At 67.2% G+C, this 16,671-nt stretch carries 20 protein-coding genes; 17 read left to right on the top strand and 3 right to left on the bottom strand.

All coding sequences use genetic code 11. The features are described 5' to 3' along the window. Positions 1-5 precede the first annotated feature (5 nt). The 13 genes from folE (at position 6) to ACY48M_RS09310 (ending at position 9,155) form a co-directional block, all read left to right on the top strand. Positions 6-629 (top strand): GTP cyclohydrolase I, encoded by a 624-nt coding sequence (gene folE / locus ACY48M_RS09370; RefSeq protein WP_462820020.1) that lies wholly within the window; start codon positions 6-8, stop codon positions 627-629. Beyond that, the gene (gene folP, locus ACY48M_RS09365) at positions 622-1,473 is read left to right on the top strand and encodes a dihydropteroate synthase (RefSeq protein ID WP_462820019.1); all 852 of its coding nucleotides are present in this window, start codon (positions 622-624) and stop codon (positions 1,471-1,473) included. The genes folE and folP overlap by 8 nt, the downstream gene beginning before the upstream one ends. Next, positions 1,470-1,856 (top strand): dihydroneopterin aldolase, encoded by a 387-nt coding sequence (gene folB / locus ACY48M_RS09360; protein ID WP_462820018.1) that lies wholly within the window; start codon positions 1,470-1,472, stop codon positions 1,854-1,856. Before folP ends, folB begins: the two co-directional genes overlap by 4 nt. Further along, positions 1,853-2,407 (top strand): 2-amino-4-hydroxy-6-hydroxymethyldihydropteridine diphosphokinase, encoded by a 555-nt coding sequence (folK, locus tag ACY48M_RS09355; protein WP_462820017.1) that lies wholly within the window; start codon positions 1,853-1,855, stop codon positions 2,405-2,407. Before folB ends, folK begins: the two co-directional genes overlap by 4 nt. Continuing rightward, complete coding sequence (locus ACY48M_RS09350) at positions 2,404-2,874, top strand: DUF3180 domain-containing protein (RefSeq protein WP_462820016.1); 471 nt, start codon at positions 2,404-2,406, stop codon at positions 2,872-2,874. Before folK ends, ACY48M_RS09350 begins: the two co-directional genes overlap by 4 nt. A gap of 61 nt (positions 2,875-2,935) precedes the next feature. Further along, positions 2,936-3,421, top strand: a complete 486-nt coding sequence (locus tag ACY48M_RS09345) for a PH domain-containing protein (RefSeq protein ID WP_462820015.1) — start codon at positions 2,936-2,938, stop codon at positions 3,419-3,421. Next, entirely contained in the window at positions 3,418-5,034 is a 1,617-nt protein-coding gene (locus tag ACY48M_RS09340) for a PH domain-containing protein (RefSeq protein ID WP_462820014.1), read from the top strand. The genes ACY48M_RS09345 and ACY48M_RS09340 overlap by 4 nt, the downstream gene beginning before the upstream one ends. Then, positions 5,031-5,786 carry a Rossmann-like and DUF2520 domain-containing protein gene (locus ACY48M_RS09335; protein WP_462820013.1) on the top strand — a complete coding sequence of 252 codons (756 nt, stop codon included), beginning with the start codon at positions 5,031-5,033 and terminating at the stop codon, positions 5,784-5,786. Before ACY48M_RS09340 ends, ACY48M_RS09335 begins: the two co-directional genes overlap by 4 nt. Then, positions 5,783-6,622: a pantoate--beta-alanine ligase gene (panC, locus tag ACY48M_RS09330; protein WP_462820012.1), complete on the top strand. Its 840-nt coding sequence runs from the start codon at positions 5,783-5,785 to the stop codon at positions 6,620-6,622. Before ACY48M_RS09335 ends, panC begins: the two co-directional genes overlap by 4 nt. Before the next feature lie 109 nt (positions 6,623-6,731). Continuing rightward, a complete protein-coding gene (lysS, locus tag ACY48M_RS09325; protein ID WP_462820011.1) occupies positions 6,732-8,240 on the top strand; it encodes a lysine--tRNA ligase in 1,509 nt (502 codons plus the stop codon). Between the two features lie 11 nt (positions 8,241-8,251). Next, positions 8,252-8,428 carry a hypothetical protein gene (locus tag ACY48M_RS09320; RefSeq protein WP_462820010.1) on the top strand — a complete coding sequence of 59 codons (177 nt, stop codon included), beginning with the start codon at positions 8,252-8,254 and terminating at the stop codon, positions 8,426-8,428. Positions 8,429-8,484: 56 nt separating this feature from the next. Continuing rightward, positions 8,485-8,670: a hypothetical protein gene (locus ACY48M_RS09315; RefSeq protein ID WP_462820009.1), complete on the top strand. Its 186-nt coding sequence runs from the start codon at positions 8,485-8,487 to the stop codon at positions 8,668-8,670. After that, the gene (locus tag ACY48M_RS09310) at positions 8,667-9,155 is read left to right on the top strand and encodes a hypothetical protein (RefSeq protein WP_462820008.1); all 489 of its coding nucleotides are present in this window, start codon (positions 8,667-8,669) and stop codon (positions 9,153-9,155) included. Before ACY48M_RS09315 ends, ACY48M_RS09310 begins: the two co-directional genes overlap by 4 nt. Positions 9,156-9,173: 18 nt before the next feature. Here the strand turns inward: ACY48M_RS09310 and ACY48M_RS09305 are convergent, their stop codons facing one another. After that, positions 9,174-10,238, bottom strand: coding sequence for a pirin family protein (locus ACY48M_RS09305; protein WP_462820007.1), 1,065 nt, complete (start codon positions 10,236-10,238; stop codon positions 9,174-9,176). 88 nt (positions 10,239-10,326) lie between these two features. Continuing rightward, positions 10,327-10,923, bottom strand: coding sequence for a hypothetical protein (locus ACY48M_RS09300; protein WP_462820006.1), 597 nt, complete (start codon positions 10,921-10,923; stop codon positions 10,327-10,329). A gap of 302 nt (positions 10,924-11,225) precedes the next feature. Here ACY48M_RS09300 and ACY48M_RS09295 point away from each other — a divergent pair, with 302 nt between their 5' ends. From ACY48M_RS09295 to ACY48M_RS09280, 4 genes are all read left to right on the top strand, one after another. Then, a complete protein-coding gene (locus ACY48M_RS09295) occupies positions 11,226-13,730 on the top strand; it encodes an ATP-dependent Clp protease ATP-binding subunit (RefSeq protein WP_462820005.1) in 2,505 nt (834 codons plus the stop codon). A gap of 120 nt (positions 13,731-13,850) precedes the next feature. Next, the gene (locus tag ACY48M_RS09290; RefSeq protein WP_462820004.1) at positions 13,851-14,363 is read left to right on the top strand and encodes an amino-acid N-acetyltransferase; all 513 of its coding nucleotides are present in this window, start codon (positions 13,851-13,853) and stop codon (positions 14,361-14,363) included. A 13-nt stretch (positions 14,364-14,376) separates the two neighbouring features. Further along, complete coding sequence (locus tag ACY48M_RS09285) at positions 14,377-14,994, top strand: hypothetical protein (RefSeq protein ID WP_462820003.1); 618 nt, start codon at positions 14,377-14,379, stop codon at positions 14,992-14,994. Positions 14,995-15,027: 33 nt separating this feature from the next. Continuing rightward, the gene (locus ACY48M_RS09280) at positions 15,028-16,029 is read left to right on the top strand and encodes an LLM class flavin-dependent oxidoreductase (protein WP_462820002.1); all 1,002 of its coding nucleotides are present in this window, start codon (positions 15,028-15,030) and stop codon (positions 16,027-16,029) included. 1 nt (position 16,030) lies between these two features. Here the strand turns inward: ACY48M_RS09280 and ACY48M_RS09275 are convergent, their stop codons facing one another. Then, positions 16,031-16,594 carry a dihydrofolate reductase family protein gene (locus tag ACY48M_RS09275; protein WP_462820001.1) on the bottom strand — a complete coding sequence of 188 codons (564 nt, stop codon included), beginning with the start codon at positions 16,592-16,594 and terminating at the stop codon, positions 16,031-16,033. Between the last annotated feature and the right edge of the window lie 77 nt (positions 16,595-16,671).

The raw sequence follows: 16,671 nt of genomic DNA, 5'->3' as shown, positions 1-16,671 counted from the left end.
GTGCCGTGAACGACACCCACAACACCGGAGCGCCAATCGACGTCGACCGCATTCAGGCGGCCGTTGTCGAGCTGCTCGCGGCAATCGGTGAGGATGTCGCGCGCCCCGGTCTCGCCGAGACCCCGCGCCGTGTCGCGGAGTCGTATGCCGAGTTCTTCTCCGGCATGGGAACCGACCCTGCCGTGCACCTCACCGACCCAATCGACCTCGAAACGGGTCAGGTCGGCGAGCTTGTCGTCATGCGTGATATCGCGTTCCGTTCGATGTGCGAGCACCACCTGCTGCCGTTCGTCGGGATGGCGCATGTGGCGTACCTTCCCGGCCGTCGCGTCATCGGTCTCGGTGCCCTGCCCAAGGTGGTCGACACGCTCGCATCGCGGCCGCAGCTGCAGGAGCGCCTCACGGAGCAGATCGCCGACGCCCTCGCCGACGGACTTGAGGCTCGTGGTGTGCTCGTTGTGCTCGATGCGCGACAGGACTGTGTCTCGACCCGCGGCCCGCGCCAGGCGCAGAGCACGACGGTCACCCTGGCGAGTCGGGGTGAGCTCGCCGACCGCAGTCAACACGCCGGAGTGCTCGCCCTCATCGGAGCCGGCCTCCGCCGTGGTGTGGGAGATGGCAATGGCTGAGACCCCGCTCATCATGGGGGTGCTCAATGTCACCCCCGATTCGTTCAGCGACGGCGGCGACTTCGCCCGCAGCGAGCGCGCGGTCGCGCACGCCATCGCGATGGTTGCCGAGGGTGCCGAGATTATCGACGTCGGCGGCGAGACGACCAAGCCGGGCGCCGGCCGCGTGCCCGTCGAAGAAGAACAGCGGCGCATCATGCCCGTCATTCGCGAACTCGTTGGTCGCGGCATCCGGGTTTCGGTCGACACCATGAACGCATCGACGGCGGCCGCGACCGCAGCGCTCGGCGTCGAAATCGTCAACGATGTCTCCGGCGGTCTCGCCGACCCGCTCATGGCGCGCACGGTCGCCGACCTCGATGTCGACTTCGTTGCGATGCACTGGCGCGGCCCGAGCTCCGGCATGGACGGGCAGGCACACTACACGGATGTCGTCGCTGAGGTCCGCGGTGAGCTCAAGCAGCGTCTCGCCGAGCTGATCGTGGCGGGCATTTCGCCTGAGCGGATCATCGTGGACCCTGGTCTCGGCTTTGCCAAACGTGCGGAACACACGTGGCAGGTGCTCGTGCAGTTGCGCGAGTTTGAGACGCTCGGCAGCCGCGTCCTCGTCGGCACGTCTCGCAAACGTTTTCTCTCGTCGCTGCTCGAGTCGGATGCCGGCCCGCGGCAGCGTGATCGTGCCACCGCGGTGACGAGCGCCCTTGCGGCGGAGGCCGGCGCCTGGGCGGTGCGCGTGCACGACGTCACCTCGACCAGGCTCATGTTGGAGACGTGGGCGTCGATCAACAGCGAGCGTCCGCCGACACCGAGCCGCTCGCGCAGCTCGTATCGGGAGCCACGATGACTGCCGGGCATTCCACGCCAGACGGCGACCACATCACGCTGACCGGGTTGCGAGCCACCGCGCACCACGGCGTGTTCGAGCATGAGCGCCGCGACGGGCAGGTCTTCGTGATCGATGTCACGGTGTGGCTCGACCTCAGCGTGTCTGCCGCCGACGACGATCTCGGCCGCACGATCCACTACGGCGAACTCGCCGACGAGGTTGTTGCCGCCGTCGAACGCGACCCCGTTGATCTCATCGAAACGGTCGCGCAGCGCATCGCCGACACAGTGCTCGGGCACGAGGCTGCCCGCGCCGTGCGGGTGACCCTCCACAAGCCTTCGGCCCCCATCGCCGTGCCGTTCGACGATGTGTCGGTCACGATCACTCGGACTCGCCAGTGAGCGAGCAGCGCCCCACACCGTCAGCGCTCGGGAGAGCCGTCATCGCGCTGGGGAGCAACCTTGGCGACCGTGAGGAGACCCTGCGTTCGGCCGTTCGCGCGCTGACGGAGGTCGACGGGGTGCGCCTCGTCGCGGCATCCGGCATCGTCGAGACGCCCGCGCTGCGCCTCGATGGCGTCGACCACACGGCACCCGCATATCTCAACGCCGTCATCATCGCAGAGTCGTCACTCGCACCGCTCGCCCTGCTCGATGCGCTTGGCCGCATCGAGCACGAGCACGACCGGGTGCGGGACATCCGCTGGGGTGACCGCACGCTCGATCTCGACATCATCAGCATCGACGGGGTGACGCTCGAGAGTGACCGTCTCACGCTGCCGCACCCTCGGGCGCACGAGCGTGGCTTCGTGCTCGTGCCGTGGCTCGATGCCGACGCGGATGCGACGCTCCCAGGTTTTGGCCCCGTCGCAGCCCTGCCCGCCGCGGCAGACGCCGAGGTGCTGCCCTACGCTGCCGCACCGCTGTTCGTGGTGGAGGTCCCTGCCCCATGAACCGCACCCTGCCCGCCATTGTCGCCGCTGTCATCGCGATCGGTCTCGCCATCGGCATGTTTTCGCAGCAGGCGCTCGCCTCGAGTGGAATGCCGGGCATCACACCACCCGTGAGCCTCACGCTGGTGCTCATCGCGATCGGCATCATTGTGGTCGCGCTCGCGGTGCCGGTGCGTCGCGCGGTGAAGGGTGACCGTCGCAGCGTCGACCCGTTCTACGCGTTGCGCGTGTTGGTGCTCGCGAAGGCGAGCGCCCTTGCCGGTTCGCTCCTCGGCGGGGTGGGGGTTGGATTCATCGTCTATTCGCTCACGCGCACCGTGCCGGCGCTAGGCTCGGTCGGGTATTCGATCGGGATGGCGGTCGGCGCTGCAGTGCTCCTCATCGGCGGACTTGTTGCCGAGGGGATGTGCCGCATCCCTCCGCCCACCGACGAGGACGATGAACAACCCGCCGGGGTCAGGTCCTGAGCGGCGACCTGCACTGACGAACCCCCGCCCCTCGCGGCGCACCGAACGGATCGACGACGATATGAGCACTCCCCTCGACCCTCCGGGCATCGACTGGCGACGTGTGTCGTCGCGGCTGATCCTCGCGGAGCTTGTGAGCGGCATCATCTTCTGGGTCGCCGTCATCGCGGTCGCCCTCGTCATGGTGTTTGTGCTCGACATCGGGTGGGCCATCTGGGCCGTGTGGGGTTCGATCGCGATGCTCGTGCTCGGTTCGGCGTTCACGGCGCGTCAGGTGCGGGCATACGGCTACCTGCTGCGCGACGATGATCTCGTCGTGCGCCGCGGCATCATGTTCCGCCGCATCGTGTCGGTGCCGTACGGGCGCATGCAGCTGGTCGACATCAATCGCGGTCCCCTGATGCGCGCGCTCGGCTTGAGCGAGCTGAAGTTTGTCACCGCCGCGGCGTCATCCGCAGTGGTCATCCCCGGTCTGCCTGCGCTCGAGGCCGAGACGATGCGTGATCGTCTGGTCGAGCTTGCCGAAAGCCGCCGGGCGGGTCTGTGACCATCAATCGCACGGGGCTTTCTGACGGCGAATGGCACCGGCTTCATCCGGCGTCGCCGCTGCTCAAGGGCGGCATCGCACTCCTCGCCGTGCTCGGCGTCGTGATTGCGAACCTTCGCGAACGCCTCATACAGATGTTCTTTCCCGAGTACACGGAGGGCGGCGATCCCGTCGACTACGTGCTCGACAGCGGCCTGGTGGGGTGGGCGCTGCTCGCCTTCGCGCTGCTGCTTGTGGTCTTCATCCTCGGGTTCTACGTGTCGTGGCGTATGCACACGTTCCGCATCACCGACGAGCTCGTCGAGGTGCGCTCCGGCATCATGTTCCGCACAAACCGGCGGGCCAGGCTTGACCGCATTCAGGGCATCAACATCGCGCGCCCCTTTCTCCCCCGGCTGTTCGGCACCGCAAAACTTGAGATCAACCAGGCTGGCCAAGACGCCAACGTCGAGCTCGCCTACCTCGCCTCCCGCGCCGCCGACGATCTCCGTCGTGAAATCCTGCGCCTCGCCTCCGGCAGCCGTGAGGAGCGGGCTGCGAAAGCGGATGCCGCGGCCAACGGTGTCGTGCAGGCGAGGGTGCAAGAGTTCCTTGCGCCGGAGCTCGACCCCGACGAGGCCCCACCAGAGTCGGTCGTGCGCATCAACCCGCTGCGGCTGCTCGGTTCGGTGCTCCTCAGCGTGTCGACCATCATCCTCGTTGCCGGCATCATCGCGGCAACCGTGGTGGTGGTGACGACCGGTGAGTTCACCATCCTGTTCGGTGTCATCCCCGCGATGATCGGCTTCGGCAGCTACTGGGTGCAGCGTTTCACGCGGTCGCTGCGCTATTCGATTGCGGGAACGCCTGACGGTGTGCGCATCGGGTTCGGCCTGCTGTCGACGAGCAACGAAACGCTCCCGCCGGGTCGCATCCACTCGGTCGTCGTAGACCAGCCCCTGCTGTGGCGGCCGGCGGGGTGGTGGGAGATCAAGGTCAACCGGGCAAGCCAATCCTCCGCGGAGGGCGCGGCGGGGCAGGCGAACACGACGGTCATGCCGGTTGGCGACACCGCCGATGTCATGAATGTGCTGCGGCTGCTGCTGCCGGACCTCACCGATCTCGAGTCGGTGCGGCTCATCGAGGCTGGCATGGCACCGCGTGGCCGCGACGGCGACGGCTTCGTCAACTCACCGCGGCGCGCCGCATGGCTGCGCTGGTTCTCGTGGCGCCGCAATGGTTTTGCCGCGACGCACGACGCGTTCCTCCTCCGCCGGGGTGCCGTGTGGCGAGAGCTCGTGATCGTGCCGGCACCACGCGTGCAGAGCATCTCCATCGAGCAGGGGCCGCTCGGTCGCGCGGCACGGCTCGCCACCGTGCAGTTGCACACCGTCGCCGGGCCGATCACGGCGAGGCTCGGCGCGATCGACCAGGCCGCGGCATCCGGATTCTTTGCCGATGGCGGGCACCGACTCATCGAGGCGGCCGCGCGCGACCACTCCCACCGCTGGGGCGCGACTGCGACTGCGGATGCGGACGCGGAGGCGCCTGCGACCGCGGATGCGACTGCCGACGCGGTGAGCGGTGCTGGCACGCCGCTGACGCCTGGTGTCGCCACCGAGGGCAGCGCGTGACGGCCGCTCAGAAGGCGGGCCGCCTCGGCGTCGGCATCATCGGCGCTGGCAAGGTCGGCCCCGTCCTCGGGGCGGCACTGGCCGCGGCCGGGCACGCCATCACGGGGATCTCGGCCGTGTCGCCCGAGAGCTGTGACCGCGCCGAGGCGATGCTGCCAGGTGCGCCCATCCTCGACGTGCCGACGGTGATCGAACGCAGCGAGCTTGTCATTCTCGCCGTGCCCGACTCCCAGCTCGAGGCTCTCGTCGCCGGGCTTGCGGCGACCGGCGCGTGGCAACCCGGCCAGCTTGTGCTCCACACGGCACCCGGCATGGGGCTCGGGGTGCTTGCGCCGGCAGCGCGCGCCGGCGCGATTCCGCTCGCGGTGCATCCTGCGCTCGCGTTCACCGGCACGAGCGTCGACCTGGTGCGGCTGCGCGAAGCATTCTGCGCCGTGACCGCGCCGGCACCCGTGCTGCCGATCGGGCAGGCGCTCGTCGTGGAGATGGGCGCCGAACCTGTCGTGATCGCCGACGCTGACCGCGCGACCTACGCCGAAGCCATCGCGACGGCCTCGACCTTTTCGACCGCAATCGTGGGGCAATCGATCGGGCTTCTCGACGGCATCGGGGTCGACGGCGCCGGCGCAGTGCTCGCGCCGCTCGTGCGGTCAGCGGTCGAGAACGCCCTCTCGGTCGCGTCGAGTGCTGCCGACCCAGTGGATCTCGGCTTCAGTGACGTCGACGGCGACCACGGCGGGGGAGCCCGATGACCGAGATTCTGCACACCATCGCCGAGGTCAGGGCGACGGTCGCGGCTGCGCGCGCTGCTGGTCGCTCGATCGCACTCGTGCCCACCATGGGCGCGCTCCACACCGGGCACCTGTCGCTTGTTGACCGCGCAGCATCCCTCGGCGACCTCGTGATCGTCTCGATTTTTGTCAACCCGCTGCAGTTCGCGGCGGGAGAAGATCTCGACCGGTACCCGCGCACCCTTGAAGCGGATGTCGCGACCCTCGCCCCCGACACCGTCGTCTTCGCCCCCTCCGTCGAGGAGATCTACCCCCACGGACCGAGCGCCACACGCGTCACGGCTGGGCCGGTCGGGGATCTCTTCGAGGGGGCTGCGCGGCCGGGCCATTTCGATGGCACCCTCACGGTCGTGGCAAAGCTCTTCAACATCGTGCAGCCGGATGTTGCGGTCTTCGGTCAAAAAGACGCGCAGCAGGCATTCTTGGTGCAGCAGATGGTCGCCGACCTCGACGTGCCGGTGCGGCTCGAGATCGCGCCCACCGTGCGCGGGGCAGACGGCCTCGCCCTGTCGAGCCGCAACCGCTATCTCAGCGAGGTCGAGGCTGCGGCGGCCCTCGCGCTCTCGGCGGCGCTCGCGGCGGCGGCCGATGCCGCGAGCGCGGGTGCCGATGCCGCCCGCGCGGCCGGACGCGCCGTTGTGGGGGCCGAGACCCTTGTCGAGCTCGACTACCTTGAGGTCGTCGATCCGGCCACATATCGGCCGGTCGGCGACGGCTTCGAGGGCGAGGCGCTCGTCATCGTCGCGGCGCGACTGGGTGCGACACGTCTCATCGACAACCGGGCCATCACGCTGTAGCGGGCCTGTACGCCCGCCCCTGGCCGGTTTGCACGCGCCGCTGGCTGGCCCGTCAGCGGCGCTGGCTGGCCCCGTAAGCCCGCCTGCGGCCAGCCCGTAAGCTTGTGGCGTGACCGAATCGACAGCACCAGCCGCCACCCATGAGGAACTCGAGCGCGAAGCATCCGAGCAGACCCAGGTGCGCCTCGCCAAGCGCGAGCGGCTGATCGACTCGGGCGCGGAGGCCTACCCGGTTACCCTGCCCATCACGACCACGATCCCCGCGGTGCGGGCCCAGTTCCCTGAGCTTGAGGTCGATACGGCGACGGGCACGGTGGTCGCGCTCGCCGGCCGCATCGTGCACCTGCGCAACACAGGCAAGCTGTGTTTCGCCTCGCTGCAGTCGGGCGACGGTGCGCGGCTGCAGGCCATGGTGTCGCTCGCTGCCGTCGGCGAAGAATCGCTCGCGCTGTGGAAAGAGCTTGTCGACCTCGGTGACCACCTCTTCGTCTCAGGCGAGGTCATCTCGAGCCGCCGCGGCGAGCTCAGCGTCATGGTCGACTCGTGGAAGGTCGCGTCGAAGGCCGTGCGTCCGCTGCCGAACCTCCACGCCGAACTCAACGAGGAGACGCGGGTGCGCCAGCGCTACCTCGACCTCATCGTCCGCGAGCAGGCCCGCACCGTTGTCAAAGCCCGCGCCGCCGTCAACGCGTCGCTCCGCACCACGTTCGCCGGGCACGACTACCTCGAAGTCGAGACGCCCATGCTGCAGGTGCAGCACGGCGGTGCCTCGGCCCGCCCCTTCGTGACCCACTCCAACGCGTTCGACACCGAGCTCTACCTTCGCATCGCGCCGGAACTCTTTCTCAAGCGCGCCGTCGTCGGCGGGCTCGACCGGGTGTTCGAAATCAACCGCAACTTCCGCAACGAGGGTGCCGACTCCACCCACAGCCCCGAGTTCGCGATGCTCGAGGCATACCAGGCCTACGGCGACTACCACCAGATGGCCGACCTCACGCAGCAGCTGGTGCAGGATGCCGCGGCCGCCGTCTCCGGCAGCCACATCGTCACCTGGGCCGACGGCACCGAGTACGACCTCGGCGGTGAGTGGAGCCGCATCTCGATGTACGACTCCCTCAACGAAGCATCCGGCCTTTCGGTGACGCCGAGCACCCCCGTCGACGAGCTTGTAGCCCACGCCGCGACCCTCGAGATCGAGGTTGATCACCCGACCCACGGCAAGCTTGTCGAAGAGCTGTGGGAGCACTACGTCAAGGGTGGCCTCGTGCGCCCCACCTTCGTCATGGACTTTCCCGTCGACACCTCGCCCCTCGTGCGCGACCACCGCTCGATCGAGGGTGTCGTCGAAAAGTGGGACCTCTACATCCGCGGCTTCGAGCTTGCGACCGGCTATTCGGAGCTTGTCGACCCCGTCATCCAACGGGAGCGGTTCGTCGAACAGGCGCTGCTCGCCGGTCGGGGCGACCCCGAAGCAATGCGCCTCGACGAGGAATTTCTGCGGGCCCTTGAACACGGCATGCCTCCAACCGGCGGCATGGGGATGGGCATCGACCGCTTGCTCATGGCCATCACGGGGCTCGGCATCCGCGAGACCATCCTGTTCCCCCTGGTGAAGTGAGGCAGAACGTCATGACAGATGCGAACACGCCCGACCCGGAGAAGCCCGACCCGCAGCAGCCCAATCTGGAGAAGCGCGACTCGGAAAAGCCCAAGATCCCGCCCGCCCGCATCGGCCTGTGGGTCATCGCCGGGGTGATCGGCCTGTACTTCTTGCTCTCAGGCATCATCGGCATCATCACTTCATAGCCAACCCCAAGCGCACTCCCGCTTTGCCACAGCTAGCGATGCGTAGACTTCATATCGTGCTTGAAAACTTCTGGGCGAACGCCGCATTCTCGGTCACACCGACCATCCTCGTCGGACTCATCTTCTGGCTGGTGATGCGCGCAATTCTTCGCGCAGACCGCACCGAGCGCAAAGTATATGCCGAGATCGAGGCCGAAGAGCGTCTCAAGTTCGGGCTGCCGGCGGCGGAGACCCAGCCGTGAGTACCGATACGGGTGGCATGCGCCGTCAGCCTGCCGTCGCTGCCATTGCGCTTGCCATCGCCCTGAGCTCCACCCTCGTCGCCTGCTCGACCGTGGCCGACACGATCGGTCAAGAGGTTGGCGACGCCGTCGGCGACGCGGTTGAAAGCTCCACCGGGATCAACGTCGAAAGCGGCGATGAAGTCCCCGCGGACTTTCCGACGACCGTTCCTCTCGTCGCCGGGGAGGTGTCGAACGGCAACTCGCTCACGCTCGAAGGTGCAACCACGTGGACGGTCGCCATCGTCACCGCCGAGCCACTCTCGACCACGTTCGCAGGCATCCGTGCCGACATCGTCGCCGCCGGTTACACCGAGAATGCGGTCACCGAAACCGCCGAGACGGCGAACGGTGTCTTCTCGGGCGAATACTCGGTCATCGTGAACCTTTCGGTCACCGATGCCGGCACAGAGGCCATCTACGTCGTGACGCCGATCGGGCAGTAGCCCGCCGGTTCGCGGAGCCTACCCGCGCGCCCGCAGGCGCACCGTCGGCAACTCGGGTGCGGGCAACGCCGGCCCGTCGTAGACGGTGGATCCGAAGCGGCCCGCAGCATCCGCCCCGCCGATGACCTCGCGCTGCCACTGCTCCCGATAGGCGACCACCTCGTCGTGGGTGCGGCCGATGAAGTTCCACCACATGACGATCTGTTCGCCGAGCGGCTCGCCCCCGATGAGCACAACCCTGGTCGGCTCATCGCCCGAACTCAGCACGATCGCGTCGGCCCCCGGAGCGCGGTAGGCGAGATGGTCGCGCTCGACCGGCAGGTCGTCAACGGCGACGCTGCCGGCATCGAGCAGCACACCGTGCTCGAACCGGGGGTCGACAGGCACGAGAATCTCAGTGTTCGGCGGCAGATCAATCTGAGCGCCGACCAGCGGGCTGAACGTGGTCGCCGCAGAAGTCTGGCCGAGGAGCGAGCCCAAAAAGACGCTCACGGTCGCGCCGTCATGCTCGACCACCGGCGGCACGATGCTCTCAAAGAAGGGCTCGCCGTGGCGCGCCGAATCCGGCAGGGCCGTCCACAACTGCACGCCGTGCAGCACGTTCGGGGCTTCACCCTCAGCGACAGTGCCCACCGTCTGACCGCCAATGTTGCCGGCATCTGGCGAAGCATCCGTCGCGCCAGCCTCGCCGGGAACAGCACCGACAGAGACTTCGGAATGCTGGATGCCGCGCCCGGCCGTCATGAGATTCAGCTCGCCAGGGCGCACGATCGCATGGCCGCCACTCGAATCGCGGTGCTCGATCGCGCCCGCGAACAGCCATGACACCGTTTGGAGGCCCGTGTGCGGATGCGGCGGCACAACCATGCCACCGCTCTCGTTGACGTCATCCGGGCCGTAGTGGTCGAGAAAGCACCACGCACCGATGAGGGAGCGGCCCTTCTGCGGGAGAGTGCGGCGCACCGACATGGCACGCGGACCGCCGAGCGGCACATCGCGTGGGGTGAGCACCTCGACGACGCCGGGGTCGCGCGGGCGATCACTTACGACGTCGTCATCGGTCGCGGTGTCGAGGTTGCTCATGCGATCAGCCTAGATTGCGGGGCCGTCGCCCCCCCCTGAATCCGCTTGGGTTCGTGCGCCTGGGTTCGCGCGTTGTTGCCCGGGTGCGTCAGGGAGCCGTCTCGCCGCCCTCGGCGGGGGTTTCGGTTGGTGTTGGTGTTGGTGTCGGTGTCGGGGTGGGCGTGGGGGTCGGAGTTGGCGCGGGGTCCGGGGCCGGCTCCGGCGCAGGCTCCGGTGCGGGCTGTGCCGGCCCCGGCTCCTCGGTCGGTGTCTCGACGGGCGGCGCGGTCTCGCTCGGTTCCACCGAGGGGCTTGATGAGACACTCGGGGACGGCGTGGTCGAAGGGTCGGGGTCGTCGCCACTCTCGCCGTTCGCAAGCGCGAAGGCGACAGCGATGCCGATGATCGCGAGCAGCACGATGCCGACGATGATCCACGGCCATGGTGCCCGGCGACGTTCGTCGCCCTCCGGCGGGGTGGGGGGCATCCCGCCAGCGCCGCCCGTCGCGGCGGTCACCGTTGCGATGGGCACATGGGCCGCGATAGGGGTTGTGGCGGCGTCGGGGCCGAGCGGAGTGTTGTGCCCGCCCTCGACCGCGTCCATCCGCACCGTCTCGGCGTCGGATGCCGCGTGCTCGTCGAACTTCGGCAGGGGTTTGGTGGCGTCGTCTGCCCCGTCGGCCGGCAAGTTGTCGTCGTTCGGCAAGGAACACTCCCATCGTTGCTGCGTGACCCGAGCGTACCCCGAGCAGCCTTCGGCGTTCAGTGTGCTGAGCCGGGCATCCGTTTTCGCCGACGGCTCAACCCGACGAGTCGCGCTTCGAGGCGAAATGACACGAAATCGGCGGGATGACCGCGCCACGGCGCGCGCATCCCGCCGAAATGCCGTCATCTGCTCCAGAAGCAATCACGTAACGCCCACGGCGAACACGGGCAGTAACGACAGGGTTCGCTCGTTACCCTCGATGTATCGGCATCCATACCTGCCAGGTGCCAGAGGAGTTAGAGATGTTTGAGAGATTTACCGACCGTGCCCGCCGGGTCGTTGTTTTGGCGCAAGAAGAAGCCAAGATGCTCAACCACAACTACATCGGCACCGAGCACATCCTGCTCGGGCTCATTCACGAGGGTGAAGGCGTCGCCGCGAAGGCGCTCGAGTCGCTGGGCATCTCGCTCGACTCCGTGCGCGAGCAGGTGCAAGACATCATCGGCCAGGGCCAGCAGCAGCCGACCGGGCACATCCCGTTCACGCCGCGCGCCAAGAAGGTGCTTGAGCTGAGCCTGCGCGAGGCGCTCCAGCTCGGCCACAACTACATCGGCACCGAGCACATTCTCCTCGGCCTCATTCGTGAGGGCGAGGGTGTCGCAGCCCAGGTGCTCGTGAAGCTTGGTGCAGACCTCAACAAGGTGCGCCAGCAGGTCATCCAGTTGCTTTCCGGATACCAGGGCAAAGAGCAGGTGCAGGTCGGCGGCAACGAGCAGGCGACCGCCCAGGGTGGTTCGCAGATTCTCGACCAGTTCGGGCGCAACCTCACGCAGGCGGCGCGCGACGGCAAGCTCGACCCTGTGATCGGTCGCGAGAAGGAGATGGAGCGGGTCATGCAGATCCTCTCCCGCCGTTCCAAGAACAACCCCGTGCTGATCGGTGAGCCCGGTGTCGGCAAGACCGCCGTCGTCGAGGGCCTCGCCCAGGCGATCGTGCGCGGTGACGTGCCGGAGACGCTGAAAGACAAGCAGCTTTACACGCTCGACCTCGGTTCGCTCATCGCCGGCAGCCGCTACCGCGGTGACTTTGAGGAGCGCCTCAAGAAGGTCACCAAGGAGATCCGCACGCGCGGCGACATCATCACCTTCATCGACGAGATCCACACGCTTGTTGGCGCCGGTGCGGCCGAAGGTGCGATCGATGCGGCGAGCATCCTGAAGCCCCTCCTCGCCCGCGGTGAACTGCAGACCATCGGCGCCACCACCCTCGACGAGTACCGCAAACACTTCGAGAAGGATGCTGCGCTTGAGCGTCGCTTCCAGCCGGTGCGTGTTGAGGAGCCGAACCTCCCCCACACGATCAACATCCTCAAGGGGCTCCGCGACAAGTACGAATCGTTCCACAAGGTGTCCATCACTGACGGTGCCCTTGTCGCGGCGGCGAACCTTGCCGACCGCTACGTGCAAGACCGCTTCCTCCCGGACAAGGCGATCGACCTGATCGATGAGGCTGGTGCCCGCCTGCGCCTGTCGATTCTTTCGTCGCCGCCTGAGCTGCGCGAGTTCGACGACAGGATCGCCGGCGTGCGGGCCTCGAAGGAGGCCGCGATCGAGGACCAGGACTTCGAGAAGGCCGCCTCCCTGCGCGACGAAGAGAAGAAGCTTCTCGGCGAGCGTCTGCGCCTCGAGAAGCAGTGGAAGAGCGGCGAGGCCGGATCAACCGGCATCGTCGACGAGGGCATCATCGCCGAGGTGCTCGCCAATGCGACCGGCATCCCCGTCTTCAAGCTCACGGAGGAGGAGACCGCGCGTCTTGTCTTCATGGAGAAGGCCCTGCACCAGCGGGTCATCGGTCAGGAGCAGGCCATCTCTGCGCTGTCCAAGACCATCCGTCGCACGCGTGCCGGTCTCAAAGACCCGAAGCGCCCCTCCGGTTCGTTCATCTTCGCCGGCCCCACCGGTGTTGGTAAGACCGAGCTTGCGAAGGCCCTCGCCGAGTTCCTGTTCGACGACGAGGATGCGCTCATCTCGCTCGACATGTCGGAGTACGGCGAGAAGCACACCGTCTCGCGCCTCTTCGGTGCCCCTCCCGGGTTCGTCGGGTTTGAGGAGGGCGGCCAGCTCACCGAGAAGGTGCGCCGCAAGCCGTTCTCCGTCGTGCTGTTCGACGAGATCGAGAAGGCACACCCTGACATCTTCAACTCCCTTCTGCAGATTCTTGAGGAGGGGCGTCTCACAGATGGCCAGGGTCGTGTCGTCGACTTCAAGAACACGGTCATCATCATGACGACCAACCTCGGCACGAAGGACATCACGGGCGGCCCGGTCGGCTTCACGATCGAGGGCGATGCCGCACAGGACTACGCGAGCATGAAGGCCAAGGTCGTGGAGGAGCTGAAGAAGAACTTCAAGCCGGAGTTCCTCAACCGCGTCGACGAGACCATCGTCTTCCCGCAGCTCAACCAGGAGGAGCTCCTCCAGATCGTCGACCTGTTCACGAAGCGCCTCGCCGAGCGGATGCTCGACCGCGACATGACCGTCGATCTCACGCCCGCAGCCAAGGCCCAGCTCATCAAGGTCGGCTTCGACCCGACGCTCGGTGCCCGCCCGCTGCGTCGCGCGATGCAGTCCGAGATTGAAGATCGTCTCAGCGAGCGCATCCTGCAGGGTGAGCTCGGCGCCGGCGACCACGTCCACGTCGACCACGTTGACGGCGAATACGTGTTCACGACGTCACGCCAGCCGGGCCGCGAGCCCGTCGAGGCGGCTGCGGTCGCGATCGAGGGTGGACCGTCGCTCGCGAGCTAAAGTATGCCGGTTGAGTAGGCCCGTCAGGGCCGTATCGAAACCCCCACAGGTTTCGATACGGTCGCTAGCGCTCCCTACTCAACCGGCGTTCTCAATCCTCGGCGGCCGTAGGATCGTGGGATGACTTCCGCCCCCGCGTTCACCGTGCGCCCGGCCCGCACCACCGACGTGCGGCAGATCCAAGAACTCGTTGAGCCGCTCGTGCAGCAGCGCATCCTGCTCGGCAAAGACCTCGTGGTGTTCTTCGAGGCCATCCAGGAGTTCCGCGTCGCCGTGGATGCTGATGGCACGGTGGTCGGGTGCGGTGCCCTCCACGTGATGTGGGAAGACCTGGGCGAAGTGCGCACCCTTGCCGTGGCATCCGATTGGCTCGGTCGTGGTGTCGGTCATGCCGTGCTCGAAGCGCTCGAAGCCCACGCGCGCACGCTCGGGCTTGAGCGGTTGTTCTGCCTCACCTTTGAGGTGGAGTTTTTCGAACGGCACGGGTTCAGGCCGATGGGGGAGGAGCCGATCGACCCGCAGATCTACACGGAGCTGCTGCGATCGTCCGATGAGGGTGTCGCCGAGTTTCTCGATCTGTCACGAGTGAAGCCCAACACGCTCGGCAATACCCGGATGCTGAAGACCCTCTAGTTACGCTGGTCGCATGTCGACGAACCGCAACCCCGTCGGCCCGCAGCCGCCAGAGGTCTACCGGCGGCGCCGGCTGATGGTCGGACTCGGCCTTCTTGCGGTCATCATCGTGATCGTGCTCATCGTGGTGCGCCCCGGCGCCGGCGACGAGGGCACGCCTTCTGCCGGCCCGAGCGCATCGCCGAGTGCCTCTGCCGCTGACGACGCTGCAGACGCGGAGGCCGACACGACCGATGACGGCATGTGCCGCCCAGAAAACGTGACGATCGAAGCCATCACCGACAAGGACGCGTATGCGGCGGGCGAGCAGCCGCAGGTGAGCATGCGTCTCACCAACGTTGGGTCGAGTGCGTGCATCCTCGATGTCACCCCGACGAGCCAGGTGTATGAGGTTGGCAGCGCGAACGAACCGTACTGGCTGTCGAGCGACTGCCAGGCCGCGGCAGATCCGCTCACGGTCACGCTGGAGCCGAATGTGGCCCAATCGACGACACCGATTGCGTGGGATCGCACGCGGTCGTCCCCGTGTGATGGCAGCGACCAGCAGGTTCCGGCGGCCGACGCCACCTACTACCTGCAGGTGCGGCTCGGCGAACTCGAATCGGCGCAGAAGACGTTTCGTCTGCTGTGACGGAATTTCGCACGGTGTGACCGTGTTGGAGCAATGGTGAAACGTATCGGATTCCTCAGCTTTGGCCACTATCAAGACGGGCCAGGCTCGCTGGTTCCCAACGCTCGGGAGGCGCACCGGCAGACGATCGAACTCGCGGTCGCCGCTGAAGAGGTGGGGGCGGATGGCGCCTACGTGCGCGTGCACCACTTCGGCACGTCGCACTCGTCGCCGATGCCGTTGCTTGCCGCCATGGCCGAGCGCACCTCTCACATCGAGCTTGGCACCGGCGTGATCGACATGCGCTACGAAAACCCGTTCCACTTTGCGGAGCAGGCTGCGGTCACCGACCTCATCAGCGACGGGCGACTGGAGCTCGGCATCAGCCGCGGATCACCCTCGCCGGCGCTCGATGGCTTTCGCGCGTTCGGCTATGGCGACGACGGCAACGCCCGCGAAAAGACGGCGCTCTTCTTGGCGGCGCTCGACGGCGCCGGTGTTGCCATGACCGACCCTGCCATGACCGGCGTCTCCCAGCCGATGCCGATCGACCCTCTCTCGCCGGGCCTCTCCGACCGCATCTGGTGGGGTTCCGCCAGCAGCGAGACGGCAGTATGGGCGGCGGAGCAGGGCATGAACCTCATGAGTTCGACCCTCGTGGAGGGTTCAGGCAACTCGCTCGCCGGCCTGCAGGCTGAGCAGATCACCGCGTTCCGCACGGCGTGGGCGGCGGCCGGGCACGACCGTGAGCCGAGGGTGTCGGTGAGCCGCAGCATCATCCCGCTCGTCACCGACGAAGACCACCGCTACTTCGGCTTGCGCGCCCAGGCGGAGGCACGCGACCAGGTGGGCGTCATCGACGGCATGCATGTGACCTTCGGGCGCAGCTACATCGGCGAACCAGACAAGCTCATCGAAGAATTGGCGGATGACCCGGCCGTCGCCGATGCCGACACTCTCCTCATCACGGTGCCGAACCAGTTGGGTGTCGACTTCAACGCCAGGCTGCTGGAATCCGTGCTCAAGTATGTGGCGCCGGGGCTCGGCTGGCGCTGAGTCAGCGCACCACGCGGTAGTGGAGGAAGACGACTCCTGAGTCGAAGGTGCGGGTCTCGACGAGTTCAAGGTCGACCCGGCGCTGTTCGTGGACGAAGAACGGGACGCCTCCGCCGACCAGCACCGGGAACACCCTGATGAGGTACTCGTCGATGAGGCCCAGTGCGGCCGCTTCGGCGGCGAGGGTTGCGCCGCCGATCGCGATGTCACCGTCGCCGGGTTCGGCACGCAGCCGTTCGATCTCCTCCGCAACGCTCCCGGATGCGAGGCGGGCGTTGCCCTCCACGCTCGTGAGCGTCCTCGAGAAGACGACCTTCGGCAGCGGGTTCCACAGCGCAGCCCATTCGCGTTCGATGTCGCCGAAAGACTCTTGCTGCTCCGGGGTCTCCCAGTACAGCATCGTCTCGTACAGCCGTCGACCCATCAGGTGCACGCCGACGGTTTTGATTTCGTCGATGGAGAGCCGAAAGACTTCCTCGCTGGGTTCTGACCAGTTGAAGTTGCCGTCGGGTCCGATGATGTAGCCATCGAGGGTCATGCCCATCGAATAGGTGACGTTGCGCATCGGTAGTCTCCTCGCTCGGGGTTCGATAGTACGGCTCGAGAGGTCAGAAGATGCGCTTTCGAGGCGAGGGTGGCGCG

This window comes from Homoserinimonas flava (assembly GCF_054969005.1).
This window is presented reverse-complemented; position numbering and strand designations above follow the sequence as displayed.